The following is a 14,233-nucleotide window of genomic DNA, read 5'->3' as shown; positions in this document are numbered from 1 at the left end:
GCCCTTCCTCAGGTCCGTCGAGACGCTCGCGCGGATCTGGAAGGCTTCCCATCTTCTCCTATGCGAATAAGCTTGAGTCCGTGGGCAGCCGAGTACCCATGGATCTCCTTCACATCGAGCTTGCGCATGAAATCGATGATCTCCGGAGTGATGACTTGACCCGGCACCATGATCGGGAAACCAGGTGGGTAGGGAATCACGAAGTTGGCGGAGACGAGCGGCGGCCCGTCGCTCAGCCGCCGGGTGATTTCCGGGCTCGCGAGGGAAATGTGCTCGCAACCCGCGGCATTGTAGGCATCGAAGAACGCGGCGCGAATATCCCCCTCGATCGTGCCGTCGCCGGACTCTGTCCGATAACGTTCGTGGAACCGGCTGAAGTTCGGCAGCTCGGGCACATCATGCATCAAGGACTTCACGCGCCTTTCGAACGAAACTCGCTCTTCGTCGCCACCGTTGCGAAGCTGCTTGTCGATGTCCTGCGACAGCTCCAGGAGCACCCGGATGAGCAGTGCCACGTCACTGCGGGTGTTATTGATGTTCGACTGCAAAAGAACGCTGTTGCGGGAGGTCTTGTTGAGCTGGATGTTGTATCTCTCCGCCAGGATCCCCTTAAACTGCGTACCGTCAAATCCGGCATGACCGCTCACGAGCGTGAGACGCGTCGGATCGAGAAAGAATTCATCGTCTCTGATGCTTTTGGCGGCGTCGAACCAGGTCGTTCCTGGGGTAAGGAAGTCCTCGAAGCCGCTCGCCCGGAACTCTTCTGGTATCAGCTCGTCGTTACCGAGCACCTTGAAGTACTTGGAGATGATGGGGTGGGTATTGATTTGGCGGCGGATTTCCAAGGCGATTTGAATCGCATTCGCGACGAGTCCGTAGCCCTCAAGCTCCATTTGTCGCCGGGCCACATCGAGACTGGCGATGAGCTGCTGGTTGGGGCTGGTCGAAGCATGAGTGAAGACCGCCTCGTGGAACTGTTCCTCGACGGTGTGATAGTCTACGTCCTTCACTAGGATCATGGACCCCTGTCGGAGCGCGGACATCGATTTGTGGGTTGAGTTCGTTTGATAGATCCTGAGCCGGACCTGCCGCGGATCGGGAACAAGACGCGCATTCAGAAGAGATTCGATTTTGGCTTCACAGCCCATTTCCTTCTGTTGCCGTTCGTAGGCCTCCAATGCTTCGGACGACTGTAAATAGTGCTCGATGTCGGCGGCAGCGCCCATTGCCGTTCGCGGGCGCAGGAAGGGTGACCAATGGGCGAATCCGAACCAGGCCTCATCCCAAAGGAAGATCAGATCCGGCTTGATCGCGAGACATTCTTCCATTACGCGACGGGTGTTGTAGACATGTCCGTCGAAAGTGCAGTTAGTGAGATCGAGGAGCTTGACGCGATCGAGGCGTCCCGCTGCCTTGAGATCCAGGAGAGCCTTCTTGATGGCGCGCAGAGGCACAGCTCCGTACATCGAGTATTTCGTGAGGGGAAACGCCTCCACATAATAGGGCTGTACCCCGCTCAGAACGCAGCCATAATGGTGCGACTTGTGGCAGTTCCGGTCGATGATGGCGATGTCGCCGGGTGCAAGGAGCGCCTGAACGACCATCTTGTTGCTCGTCGACGTGCCATTGGTCACGAAGAAGACCCGATCCGCCCCGAAGGCACGGGCTGCCAGTTCCTGCGCCTTCTTGATGTTCCCAGTCGGCTCCAGGAGACTGTCGAGGCCGCCCGTCGTCGCGGAGCTTTCCGCAAGGAACAGGTTGACGCCGTAAAACTCGCCCATATCACGGATCCAGCCCGACTTGAAAACGGCTTTGCCGCGGGCGATCGGCAGCGCATGGAACGTCGCAATCGGCCGCGCCGCATATTTCTTGAGGTTGTCGAAGAACGGAGTCACAAATCGCGCCCGCACGCCCTCAAGGATCGACAGGTGCAACTCAAGCGGTTCCTCGACCTGATAGAAGACTCTCCGGACGGCATTGGAGCGCACATCACCCGCGAGCTTCTCTACGCTGCGATCGGTGAGGAGGTAGATGTCCAATTCAGGCCGGAGTCTTTTCAAGATGTCCGCAAGGTCGAGCGTCAGGTCCTCTTCGCCGATCTCGGCCTGCACTCCATAGGCTTCGAGAAGTGCACGGATCAATGACGCATCCTGTCTAGTGCGCAGGGCGAAACCTTCGTAGAGTGCGATTGCAGCGATATTCGGATTCACGATTGCGGCTGCGACGGCGTCCTCCGCGCTACCGACGATCACCGGCTCGTAAATAAACTCGTCCTCCGGTCGTCGCAATCGACGAATTTCGTGAATCATATGCTGCCAGCGGGAGGGCTGGTGAGGCGTCACGAAAAGCACTTCGAAATAGGGTCGAAATACCGCTCTACCTCCCAAGGCCGGGGGGAGCCGATCGGCCGGGATATCGACAACTTCGTCATTGCTCTCCCATTCCGCCGGATCGTGCTTGAAATCCTGGGATATGATTGCCGACGAAATTCGCTGCGCCAGGAAATAGAATCCTTTCATATCTCCTTCGATCAGTTTGGCCCGCAGGCGCTCGAGAAGGGCTAAGCCAGGATAGGCATAAAATGCCTCGAGCGGCGCGAGGTCAGAGAGCAACTCTGTGACCCGGTCGACTGCCGATGTCTTGCCGCTCTGCCAAGCCCTTGCGGCTGCAAGCACCTCGACCCACTTGTCGGGCCGCAACGAAGGAGCCGAGAAAAAATGATCGGTGTCTCTATACGGAAGTACCGTCTCGTCCATCGTGCTCTTCCTTCGTGGCTGAAAGCGTGTTGCTGACAGGCCGAGGCGTTTAACTCCCCACGGATCGTGCAGATCGGCGGTGAGAAATCCCCAACTCTACGCGTCTAAAGTTGCAGGATGTCGTTAGGTCATCAGCATCACGATCACCATTCCCCAGATCGTCAGCAACGTGTTGCCGACGGCATAAGTGACCGTGTATCCAAGCCCAGGTATCTGGCTCTTGGCGCGATCGTTGATCATGCCGAGGGAGGCGGTTGTCGTGCGGGCCCCTGAGCAGCAACCGAGCAGGATCGCGGGGTGGAATTTGAAGATATATTTCCCGGTATACATTGCCAGAACCAATGGCAGCGTGGTCACAAAGATCCCCCAAAGGAACAGGCTGAAGCCCTTCGCCTGCAGTCCGGCGACAAACCCCGGCCCAGAGGAGATGCCCACCACGGCGATGAAGACGTTGAGCCCGACCGAATTCATGAACCACACGGTCGGCGAGGGAATTCGTCCGAAGGTCGGACGAACGGACCGCAGCCAGCCGAAGAAGAGACCGGATATCAACGCCCCACCCGATGTGGACAACGTCAGGGGAACGCTGCCGACATTGTAGACCAAGGCTCCGACCAGGGCGCCGATCGCAATGGCCGCGCCGATGAAGGCCACGTCGGCGACATCGGTCTGGCGGTCGGGACGCCCCAGCGCATTGGTCGCCGCGGTCGTATCCTGCGTGCGGCCAACCAAGGTGAGGATGTCGCCGCGATTGATCTTCGTGGTGGGTAGGATCGGGATGTCGGTCGCCGTCGCGCCGCGGGTGATTTTCCGAAGGAAGACGCCGCGTGCCTCCGCCATCTTCGCGAGTTCCTCCAACGTCTTCCCATCCGCATTCTTGCTTGTCACGAAGACGTCGACACCTTCGACGGGCACGGCGAGCAGTTCCCGATCCTCGACTTCCTCCGCCCGAGGCCCAATCAGCTGTACCAGGGCCTCACGCGGGCCGGCCACCGCCACGACATCACCGGCCTGAATGACCATGTCGACAGTCGCGTCGATCAGCTTCCCACCGCGGCGGATCCGCTCGACGAACACCCGTTGTCCGGGCAAGAGAGATTCGGCGTCCAGCACTGTCCGTCCGACGACAGCTCCCCTTTCCGCAACACGGAAACTCCGCAATTCAAAGCGGTGCCAAGCGGAGCCTGCACCCCCCTCCGCCTTCTTTCCACCGTGCTCGAGTTCGTAGCGCTTGCATTCCGCCTCGAGATCGATCCCCAGGAGAGCAGGTCCGAACAACGCCAGCACGATCGCCGAACCAACAGTCCCGAAAATATAAGTAACCGCGTAGGCGACAGGCATATTGTCGAGAAGTTGTTTCGTCTCGTCAGCCGGTAGGCCGAGCCTGTTGATGGCATCGGTCGCGAGGCCCATCGAGGCTGAGATTGTTTGCGAGCCGGCATAGAGTCCCGCTGCCGACCCAACGTCGTACCCGGCGAGCCGCGATCCGAGATAGGCCGCCCCAAGACAGAACACGCAGACGACGGCCGCGAACAGCGCCTGAGGAATGCCGTCCTTTGCAATCCCGCGCACGAATTGCGGACCGACGCCATAGCCGATCGCAAACAGGAACATGAGGAAGAATGTTGATTTCAGGGGGGGCGAGATCGTGATCCCGAGTTGCCCGATGAGAACGGCGGCGACCAAGGTTGCCGTGACGGCTCCGAGACCCAGCCCTTTGTAGGTGAAGGATCCAAAGTAGTAACCGATCGCCAGCGACAGGAAGATGGCGATTTCCGGGTAGCTTCTGAGCGTATTCGCGAACCAATCGACCATAGGGTAGCTCCGGTGTGAGGAAGCAAAACTGGTGATTTATCGGAACTTCAAAGCAGGAAGGCGAATACTGGATCAGATTCGGAGCTAGACCGATGGACTGCTATGTTATGGTTGAACCGGCTCCCCTTTGGCAGCACGAAAAGCCTGGACATATCCCCGGGCCACCGCCCGCACCGCCCTGCCGATGGACTCGTAGGCATCGTCGTGCAGATTGGCGAAGGAGACCCGCGCCGACCAGTTTGGGGCTTCAAAGCCCGAGCCATTAAGAAGCACGATGCCGTGGTCCTGAGCAAGTTTGAAGGATAGGTCGAGCGGGTGGACGTTCTCCKTCAGCCACGCAACAACGTCCTCGCCGACATACTTCCGCAGGATGTATTCAAAATCGATGATGCCGTAGTAGCGATCGTAAAACGGACCGGCATCCGAGGCGTCTATTCCCAATGCCGTGACCAGCTTGTTGAAACGCCCGTCGCAGATCGCCATGCAGGCCTTCTGGTAGGCCTTGTCAGTATCCATCAATTCGACGAGGCCGAAGAGCGACATCATCACCTGCTGCGGCAGCGACAATCCCGCGGTGTGGTTCAGCGCGACGTCGCGGCTGTCGGCGACGATTCGGTCGATGAACTTGATACCGCGCGGGTTCGGCGTCAGCGTCCGGTAGCGCTTGTCGAGAAGCTTCTTCGTCGCTTCGGGGTGTTTTCGGATCATCTCATCGAAGATGTTGTCCTGCGCGACCGCGATTACGCCGAGCCGCCAACCGGTGCAGCCGAAATACTTGGAAAAAGAATAGACGCCAATAGTGTTCCGCGGCAGGTGGCCCAGAATGGACTCGAAGTCCGGCACGAAGGTGCCGTAGACATCGTCTGTCAAGATCATCAGGTCCGGCCGCTTTGTTTTCACGAAGTGGACCAGCCGCTTGATCGTGTCCGACGTGAGCGCCACAGCGGACGGATTGCCCGGATTGACGAGGAACAGTGCCTTGACCTTCTTGTCCTCGAGCGCCTTAAAATCCTCGTCGGTCAACTGAAAGAGGTCCTCCCGCTCGGCGCTGACATGGATCTGCTTCAGGTCGTAGTCTTCGAGATGCGGCATCTCGAGATAGGGCGTGAAAATCGGCGTGCCAAGCGCGATTGTGTCGCCAGCATTGAGTAACCGCTGGTTCTTCAGCGCCTTGAAGATGTAGCACATCGCCGCCGTGCCGCCCTCGACCGGGTAGAGGTCGAACTTCACGTTGGGGCGGTGTCCGGCGCACATCGCCCACATCAGGAATTCATGGGTGATCGCCTCGTTGTGGACGAGCGCGCGGTCCGGAACGGGGTAGTGGTCGCCGATGATGGAATCGGTCAGTTCGTGGACGAATGTGTCGGGGTCGAACGAGAAATGGGCGATTGCGAAATCCACGGCGGTGTCGAGTGTCGCAGCGCCGGGGGGGAACTCACCCCGCTCGCCCAGCCATTTTTTGAGGCGCTTGTAGCACCCAGGGCCGGCCGGCATCCCAGCAAGCCCGACATCTTCGTCCTCATCAACGCGTTTGGCCTCGGTCAAAGCGAACTGGCCCAGGAGAAAAAACGCCTCTCGCGCGCGCGTCGCAATCCAGTTCGGGTTACCGCGGCCTGCATTTAGAAACGCTCGCGCAGACTGGTCCCCTTCCGCCTGCGCAAGCCTTATCAGCTCGTCCTTGATCTCGAAGGGGCCGAGATCCTCGAACTTCGCGTAGATGCTCGCATCTGTCATGGGTCGAAACCTTGTGCTCTTGGGAAGGGGACGCGCTGATTTGCAAAGCAAGTAACAGTACGGTCGCGAGAGCAAACGAGTCCTAAAAGGCTCAATAAACGTAATGAGAGCCTCAGCAACAAACGGTCGTACGATTTTCGCACAGCCTTATGGTTTCATCGGGAACGTTACGCTTCGACGACTGTTAGGTCAATGATCCTGAAAAGTGTTTTTTTTACCCCACCCTGAAGCCAAACTCGCGGCTGTCGCAACCCAGCTTGCGGTGGCTCGACAGCTCGACGCAAGCGGCGGCCGCGGAGGCTGCGCGCCGCAAAATCGCCGAGACCGACGCCGCAATGGTGGCGGCGCGGGCCGATGTGGCGACCGCGGAGGGCAAGCTCCAAGAGGCCAGAAGCGCCTAGCAAGCCCTCGACGAATTGCAGACGAAGCAGGAACTCAACCGGAACAACTCCGCCGTCGTGGCGCGCCAGATCGAGCGCCTCGAGAATCTCGTGGACCGGCGCCGAGGATCAGTTGCGACCGCCTCCAGGGATTCCGTTGAGGCACAGATCTCCACATGCCTTCCGGCTCAGAAAGCCAGCGCCGAGGCGGCATTGGCGCAGGTCGAGGTGGATCTCGCCAAGACTAAAGTCCGGGCCGGCGTGGGTGCGCAGGYGGAGCAGTTCACGCTGCGGGTCGGCGACATCGTCAATCGGTTGCGTCGGCCGGAATCCTCATCCCGCAGGATGCCGGACGCTCCATCCACGCAGGCTTTGGGCAGATCGAGGCGCAGGTGATGAAGCTGGGCATGGTGGCGGAGGTCGCCTGCGTGTCGAAGCCCTAAACCACCATCCCGATGGTCGTGACCGGCGTGCAGGATTTCATCGCCGCCGGCCAATTCCGCGGCGGCGAGCAGTTGATCGACCCGCAGCAGGTGTTGCGGCCTGGCACCATCCTGATCGTGCTCGAGCCGCTCTATGAGGGCGGCCTCGAGGGGGTGACGCCGGCAGCTCCTGCATCGCCAACGCCTATTCGAGCAATCACGATCTGATCGCCTCAGGAAACGTCGGCGCTGTTAGGAGCCTGGCGCTTCACGCGGTGGATGCGGCCGGCTGGTGCATGCGATGATCCTGCGGATACAGGCCTGCTGCTCCCGATTCAGACCCTCGTTTTCGGTGGACATTGACTTTCACAGCAGGAGGGTTGCCGCGGCAGCCACGCTGTCCTAGTTGATTTCGCCGGGGCGTATCCTGTTCTGCGGTGACGTGCGGGCCGTCTGCTTCCGTCCACCTTGGAAGCTTCGAAATTCAGACCGGTCATTATGCCGATTTTGTTGCCATTGCTTGGGCTCAGGAGCAGCCGTATCGCAAAATTCACTTGCTTGAGCTGGAATCAATCTGGAGCCATGCGGAGGTTTTCGCAGCAGTCTGACTGGCCGACACCCGAGCAATTTCGCACAGGGCAGCATTTTTCTCACCACAGCAACGCAGCTTCGGGGGAGGCAGATTTGGCGCGCGAGGGCCCGGGCGGCCGACGCCGTTAGCCGAACACCGGCGAAATCTTCCGACACCATTGGGGCGCATCGAGATGGCCCCTGAACCATCGCCGGAAGGTCGGAACGTTCGGAGCAGTGGACGGCCGAGAACTCGGTTGAGGCTTAAGCGCTCGGGCGTAGTTCAGTTTTAAGGAATCCTCATCAACGGATCAAAAGTCGCGCTGGACACGGAGACGGCCCTCCCAGACATCGTCCGATCCGGTCGGCTTGAAAACTCCTGTTGCGGCGCCGGCATAGTTCGTCACTGGGACCGCGAGGCGTGCGCGCGGGTCAACCCTCGTGTAGAGAACCTCGATGCCGAAAATCAGGCCGGATACCGGAGTCCAGATTGAATTGGTGCCGACGCGGTATTCGTTGAAATCGACAAGTCCGGTCACCGTACCGGCCGTTCCGGCCGCGATCGTGACTGGCGTCGCCGGCACGAGAAAACTTGCAACGCCGGGCGCGTCGAAGCGCATCCACGAGCCGAAGACGTTCGTCTGGAATGCCGGATTCCATACATGGTTGAGGCCGCCTGCGACGCCGTAGGCTTTGTTGGTTTTGAGTTGACCGGTGAACGGATCGACAAACGCATCAGCGAAGGGCAACACCAGCGGCCCGGCGCCAATCGCTCCGCTGTTGATAGGCCCCGCCTGTCCGGCATTGATGTAGCCGACCGCACCGTCTGTATAGGTTGCCGACATCCACGCCACGTCGCCGGCGCCGAGATACGGTAGGTTGACCGTGCCATTCAACGCTAGCGCGAAGCCATAATCAGTGTCGGCGAAGCTCGGGTTCAGCAAGCCGGTGATGGGGTTGATGACGGGCACGGAAACGCCATCGACGGTGGTCACGCCAGCAGCCACGTCACGAATCTGATGCAACGCACCGGAGAGTTGTACGTTGCCCCAGCTCCCGACGTAGCGCAGGTTTGAAACGATGTCCGGCAAGCGCTCACCGCCATAGGTGAACGGGATGGGAGGGAAGGCCGGGGCCGTCGCGCCAGCGCCGAAGAGCGGGAAGGCCAGTGGGTTGCTGACGCGGCGTTCGAGGGCATCTTCAAGCGACAACGTCGCCGAGAAACCATTGCCGAAGGTGTAGGTGTAGGCGAGGAGATGCACGTCTGCATTGGTCGGATCGTCGAAACGCAGGTCGCCGAAATTCGGCGCCGGAAGCGTCGCGTCCGCGAAAAATGACGTGACCCGACCGGCCGTGAGTCCCCCAAACTGCACAAAGGCTTGCTTGACTTTCGGGTTCGTAGATATCTGCCCCGGGCTCGCGAACGCGCCAGAATTGCGATCGATCTCGTAGCGGATGTACGCGCGTAACAAACCGTATGCAGTAGCCGTGCGGTGATCGAGATTGAGCCTGGCGCGGGCACGAAAGCCGGTGATGTCCTGAAAACGGTTGACCGGTTCGGCGTAGAGGTAGTCGGCACGAACACGGCCCGAGACTCGCAGGCAGCTATCGGTGCCAGGAACATAAAAGAAGCCGGCACCGTCGGTCGCGCAGATGCGAACGTATTCGACGGGTGTGGCCTTGGCGACTGGAAGGTCAGCCGCCTGGGCACTTGCCAAAACGGAGAGCGCGGCAGCCGAACCCAGCACCAGGTCTCGCAAACGCGGCATTGGAAAGACTCCCCGAAAAAAAATTACACACGCGACGGCGGCAGATTGGGCAGGCAGGCAGATTCCGTCAAGCGGCTCTCAAGATCAAAGCCTTCCGCTATTATGAAATTCCGTGCTCTGTTGCTTAGAAGCACCACTGCGACGCGCGGTAAATACTTGATTAATTTAGTAGTATTCGCACGACGATTATCTTTACGATCGTCGTGCTTGAAAACAAATAGCACAACCGATATCGTCCTGTCGGCGAGCCGGCCGCCCCGCTGCGGCGACGACGATCGCTGGATTGCCGGTCGAACCGGCGCAGACCCGAGCAAAATCGCCGAATGGGATGTGCAGTAGATAGCCTCCGTGGAATTTCGCCGTGGCTTCGGCGAAATCAAGAACGTCCACGGTCACAGGTTGCTGCCGTGCCGCATGCTTTCAAGGAGATCATGATGGAGTGACGGGTTTCAGAGGGCTTTCCGACTTGGGTTGGCTCTCGCCATATCGCGGTGTCCGATTTGAGGTGGCTTTAGGTCTGTTGAAGAACTCGAGGTTGCGAGTTCAGCCTCAACGCAGACTAACTTCGACTCCGCTCACGCTGGTATTCAGCTCCAGTCCAATGTTGCGGCCCCTCAGATCGAGCACGACCCCTTTGCCGTTCTGGAGCCTGATAGCCGACACGCCACCGCCAACCGCGGCGCCTGCCCCGAGAGCGGTGTAAGTGCCGGCGATGTCGGAAGCCCGACGCAAGTTGCTGGCGCGGCCTGACAACTCGGCCTTTGACGCTCCGATCGTTGCGCCAAAACTCAAGCCGCCGATCCGCAACGGATAGCGACGTCCCTGGAAGACAAGGGTCCCCCGGCCGCCCCCAACACCGACGATGAAACCTGCCTTCACAATCTCGATGTTAACTATCCCAGTTTCGGCCGACGCCGGTACCGTCAATACAAGGGATGCTACCACCGCAACTGTCATTACGACGTGGCCAAGAGCTTGCCGGACCGTCCCCATCGAAGTCTCCCCTATTGGTGGATTGAGATAACGCATGAACATCATGACCCGACTCAAGGATGTTTCCCTACCATAATGCGGCTGACGCACCTGAATGCGGGCTTGGAGCGGGCCAATTGCCACCAAGCAGGGTCAAAGCGAACCACCTCGTGCGCCCGGCCAGCCTACCGCCGGACGCGAAGAATCTGCTTGCCCTAAAGCCATGATGCTGAGGCCGCCATCGGATCGTCGAGCCTGTTCGCGGGTCTGCAGGATCTCGACCGCCCCATCAATTTCACGACTCTTTCGCTGGATTTCCTGCATACTACGGAGGCCTGCGAGCCGGAAGCGGCGCGGCGAAATTGGGCATTCGGAAGGAGGTGCCAAGAAAACCCTGCCCGGAGAGGGCAGGGTTCAGTGTTCTCCTCGCCTTCGGGGATGACTCCGAAGTCAGCTCAGTAGGCCATCGCACGTTTTGCGTGTCAAATCAGAAAACCGTATTTTTAGTTTGATAGGCATGTATTCAAGTCAGTAATACTGACGTTACCGGCAAAGTCTCTCAGTGTTGCATCTTTGCTATAGCTCTTCCTGGCTAACGGGTCATACTTTGCTGTTGTCTATATTTGCACAAAAGGGGATTGCCTATGAAACATCGTCTTCTTGGCCTCTTGGCCGCAACAGCACTGACGACGGCCGGACTGTCTGGCGCCTCTGCGGCGGATCTTCCTCAGGCACCGCCACCGGCACCGATCATCATGGCTCCCATCTTCACCTGGACCGGCTTCTACGCCGGTGTGAACGCCGGCTGGGGCTGGCGTGACAGCAATGAGCAAGCCGTCATTCTCGGCGGTGCGGTCCCTGGCACGCTGTTCTTCCCGGGCAATGGCGATGGCGGCTTCGTCGGCGGTGGCCAGATCGGCTACAACTGGCAATTCGGCTCCTTCGTGGTCGGCGCCGAGACTGACATCCAATGGGTCGAGTCCGGTAACAGCGAGGCCGTCGCATTCGTGCCGTTCGGGACTAACGGCGCCTTCGTGCCTGGCACGTTCCGAAATGACCTGTCGGATTGGTTCGGCACGCTGCGCCTGCGGGCCGGCGTCGCCTTTGACCGGGTGTTGGTCTACGCGACTGGCGGTCTCGCCTATACCGAGGAAAACACCGGCTGGGCTGTCGGCGGCGGCTTCGAGTGGGCTCTCCCGGTGGGTGGGTTGTTCGGTGGTATCGGCAACGCGGCCACCTTCGGCATCGAAGGCTTGTGGGTCAGCGTGGACAATGAGAACGATTTTAACTTCAACACCACTCCGATCGGAACGTTCAGACCGGCCGGCGGCCCCACAGTCAACGTCTTTGCGCCCGCCATCGGGAACAACGACAGCGAGTTCTTCATCGCGCGGGCCAAGCTGAACTTCAAGTTCGGCACGTACTAAGATCGCCGATCAACAGCAACAAAGAGGCCCGGGTTAAACCCGGGCCTCTTTGTTGCCCGAGAGGCAAGAAACAGGCGAATCTTCGATAAGCCTTTGAATAGTCTTATTAGAGGCCGGTCACACCACGAACCCCGAGAGATGCGCCAACGGCAAGGCGAACACCGTGATACCCAATGCGGCCACAACGGCTAAAGTCATGCGGTCCCTCCTTGCGTGGCGGGCGAGTTCATTCGATCGGAGCCGGTCCCTTGTCCATTTAAACTCCTAACGCACCGCCATACCCGTGCATTTCCGCGAAATTCGATCGCGCATAAGGGTTCCTTTTGAAGCGCAGGTGGAGGCTGTGAGGCGGCCCGCTCTGGTCTGACATCTTTGAAGTGGTCCTCCCTGATGTATGGCTCTGGACCACCATTCCCAAGCGCATCAGACCGATCATGCACTAACAATCAAAGCGGACCACGTCATGGGAACCGGCCATTGGCAGGCATCCAGCCGCAAGGCCGCGACTTCCGGGTTTTGAACCCCCAGTGTACGCTCGGTCTCATGGCTTGGCGCTAGGCAGGCCCTCCGTTGATCTAGGTCAACGACTGCGATACAGTGGCGACAACACTATGTTCAGCCGCACTTGAGTGTGGTTCCCGTTACCTTTCAGGTCCGCAAGCGCAAAGAGGAGTCCGCCATGCATCCGTGGAAGCGTCTTTCGATCAAGTCAGCGACCCTTGCCGGAATTGCTGCTAGCGGCCTGTTGGGGCTTGCAAGTCTCACTCTCAATCCGGCGCCAGCCAAGGCGGTCGTGTACTGCCAGTACGTCAGCTATCCTGCCGGTTGCGTGGCGAGGGCCGGCGTCGTGCTCAGGCCTCGTCCGGTGGCGCGCGCTGCGGTCCGTCATAACGCCGGTGGCAACTTAAATGGTGGCGTCAATCGCGTTGGAGCGCGGCGGTAAAGGCTTGCTTCGGAGGCGCGAGCCAGAAAGAAGCCGTCACCGCTTCGTTCCGGTGGCGGACGACTCTCATATGTTGGTCGCTAAGTACCCACTTATTCGGCGAATGATTCGGAGTTGCGAGCTAATACGGCACGAGCATCCCTCGCCGCCGCTGTTCCGCCGAAGCGTGGCTGGCGATAATTCTCTCCTCGCCGTTTTAAAGTCGTACTCCCGGCCCGCGCAGCTTTCACGCTCGACGCGACAAGGAGCGACGACATCGTTGCCCGCTGAGCTTTAAATCCGGCGGATGGATCGCTCGAGGATACCGGTCTCGAAAAAGCGCTCGATCCTCTGCTCATCGTGCTGGATTTCGATCCCGCGTTGTTTCAGCCATGCATCATCCAAGTGCGTACTGCGGTAGCGCTCGCCCGAGTCGCATAAAAGCGTCGTGACCGATCCCACCTCGTTTTGCGCAACCATCTCGCTGACGACCTGCGCGACTGCGTACATGTTGGTGCCGGTCGATCCGCCGCAGGAGCGATCGATCCTGCGTGAGAGGACGCGCGCGGCGGCGATGCTGGCGGTATCCGGCACMSCACATGCACGGTCGATAAGATCAGGAATGAAGGATGGCTCGCACCGCKGTCGCCCGATTCCTTCGATCAGGGATGGCGATYCGGATGTCGTGCGAACGCGACGATCGGCRAAGTGACGGTGGAATACGGAGGCGTCGGGATCGGCAAGACACAGGCGTGTCGGCAGMCGCCGATAGCGGATGTACCGTCCGAGCGTGGCGGACGTACCGCCTGTTCCKGCCCCGACGACGATCCAGCGCGGGATGGCATGTTCCTCGTGGGCCATTTGATTGAAAATCGACTCGGCGATGTTGTTGTTGCCTCGCCAATCCGTTGCGCGCTCGGCGTAGGTGAACTGRTCCATGTARTGGCCACCAAGAGCCGTGGCGAGGYGCGCGCTCTCGGTATACATTTCCGCCGCACTATCCACGAAGTGGCTTTCGCCCCCGTAAAAGCCGATCGTCGCAATCTTCTCTGGGGAGGTCGAGCGCGGCATGACGGCGATAAAGCGCAAACCAAGCATCCGAGCAAAGTAGGCTTCCGAAACAGCGGTCGAACCACTTGATGCCTCGATGATGGTSGTGTCCGGCCCGATCCACCCATTGCAAAGTCCATAWAGGAACAGGGAGCGCGCGAGGCGGYGTTTGAGACTSCCCGACGGGTGAGTGGATTCATCCTTGAGGTAGAGCGCGACGCCGGGAGCACCGGGCAGTGGCACGCGCAGAAGATGGGTGTCAGACGATCGATTGAAATCGGCCTCGATAATTTGAACGGCTCGGGACACCCAAGACCGACGTGAAGCGTCATTGCCCATTCTGCCACTCCTGTTCAGAACCACGATGGTCGGTGTGTCCGCTCCATCCAGTCGTTAATCAGGCATCCCGCCCGCTC

At 59.6% G+C, this 14,233-nt stretch carries 8 protein-coding genes and 1 pseudogene; 3 read left to right on the top strand and 6 right to left on the bottom strand.

Annotated features, from left to right (window positions below; genetic code table 11):
• Positions 1–8 precede the first annotated feature (8 nt).
• The 3 genes from AC1DVM_RS07765 to AC1DVM_RS07755 form a co-directional block, all read right to left on the bottom strand.
• The gene (locus AC1DVM_RS07765) at positions 9–2,756 is read right to left on the bottom strand and encodes a decarboxylase (protein WP_477253430.1); all 2,748 of its coding nucleotides are present in this window, start codon (positions 2,754–2,756) and stop codon (positions 9–11) included.
• 123 nt (positions 2,757–2,879) lie between these two features.
• Positions 2,880–4,571, bottom strand: a complete 1,692-nt coding sequence (gene aspT, locus AC1DVM_RS07760) for an aspartate-alanine antiporter (RefSeq protein ID WP_477253428.1) — start codon at positions 4,569–4,571, stop codon at positions 2,880–2,882.
• A gap of 105 nt (positions 4,572–4,676) precedes the next feature.
• Positions 4,677–6,305, bottom strand: coding sequence for a bifunctional aspartate transaminase/aspartate 4-decarboxylase (locus AC1DVM_RS07755; RefSeq protein WP_477253426.1), 1,629 nt, complete (start codon positions 6,303–6,305; stop codon positions 4,677–4,679).
• A 266-nt stretch (positions 6,306–6,571) separates the two neighbouring features.
• On the opposite strand from AC1DVM_RS07755, the pseudogene AC1DVM_RS07750 reads away from it, so the two are divergent.
• Positions 6,572–7,470, top strand: a pseudogene (locus tag AC1DVM_RS07750) (HlyD family secretion protein); the annotation flags it as partial.
• A 518-nt stretch (positions 7,471–7,988) separates the two neighbouring features.
• Here the strand turns inward: AC1DVM_RS07750 and AC1DVM_RS07745 are convergent.
• Together AC1DVM_RS07745 and AC1DVM_RS07740 are read right to left on the bottom strand one after the other, a co-directional pair.
• The gene (locus AC1DVM_RS07745; RefSeq protein ID WP_477253425.1) at positions 7,989–9,446 is read right to left on the bottom strand and encodes a porin; all 1,458 of its coding nucleotides are present in this window, start codon (positions 9,444–9,446) and stop codon (positions 7,989–7,991) included.
• 549 nt (positions 9,447–9,995) lie between these two features.
• Positions 9,996–10,484 (bottom strand): hypothetical protein, encoded by a 489-nt coding sequence (locus tag AC1DVM_RS07740; protein WP_477253424.1) that lies wholly within the window; start codon positions 10,482–10,484, stop codon positions 9,996–9,998.
• Positions 10,485–11,062: 578 nt separating this feature from the next.
• On the opposite strand from AC1DVM_RS07740, the gene AC1DVM_RS07735 reads away from it, so the two are divergent.
• Positions 11,063–11,845 (top strand): outer membrane protein, encoded by a 783-nt coding sequence (locus AC1DVM_RS07735; protein ID WP_477253422.1) that lies wholly within the window; start codon positions 11,063–11,065, stop codon positions 11,843–11,845.
• A gap of 679 nt (positions 11,846–12,524) precedes the next feature.
• Positions 12,525–12,788: a hypothetical protein gene (locus AC1DVM_RS07730; protein WP_477253420.1), complete on the top strand. Its 264-nt coding sequence runs from the start codon at positions 12,525–12,527 to the stop codon at positions 12,786–12,788.
• 273 nt (positions 12,789–13,061) lie between these two features.
• On the opposite strand, the gene AC1DVM_RS07725 is transcribed toward AC1DVM_RS07730, so the two are convergent.
• Positions 13,062–14,156, bottom strand: coding sequence for a PLP-dependent cysteine synthase family protein (locus AC1DVM_RS07725; protein WP_477253419.1), 1,095 nt, complete (start codon positions 14,154–14,156; stop codon positions 13,062–13,064).
• Between the last annotated feature and the right edge of the window lie 77 nt (positions 14,157–14,233).

The organism is Microvirga sp. P4_A5, from assembly GCF_056402495.1.
Note: the sequence above shows the minus strand (reverse complement) of the source record. Positions and strands in the feature narration are given on the sequence as shown.

Bases quoted from the DNA above. Each gene is read 5' to 3' on its own strand.
- AC1DVM_RS07765 (WP_477253430.1), bottom strand. From the start codon at position 2,756: ATGGACGAGACGGTACTTCCGTATAGAGACACCGATCATTTTTTCTCG.
- aspT (WP_477253428.1), bottom strand. From the start codon at position 4,571: ATGGTCGATTGGTTCGCGAATACGCTCAGAAGCTACCCGGAAATCGCC.
- AC1DVM_RS07730 (WP_477253420.1), top strand. From the start codon at position 12,525: ATGCATCCGTGGAAGCGTCTTTCGATCAAGTCAGCGACCCTTGCCGGA.
- AC1DVM_RS07740 (WP_477253424.1), bottom strand. From the start codon at position 10,484: ATGATGTTCATGCGTTATCTCAATCCACCAATAGGGGAGACTTCGATG.
- AC1DVM_RS07735 (WP_477253422.1), top strand. From the start codon at position 11,063: ATGAAACATCGTCTTCTTGGCCTCTTGGCCGCAACAGCACTGACGACG.
- AC1DVM_RS07745 (WP_477253425.1), bottom strand. From the start codon at position 9,446: ATGCCGCGTTTGCGAGACCTGGTGCTGGGTTCGGCTGCCGCGCTCTCC.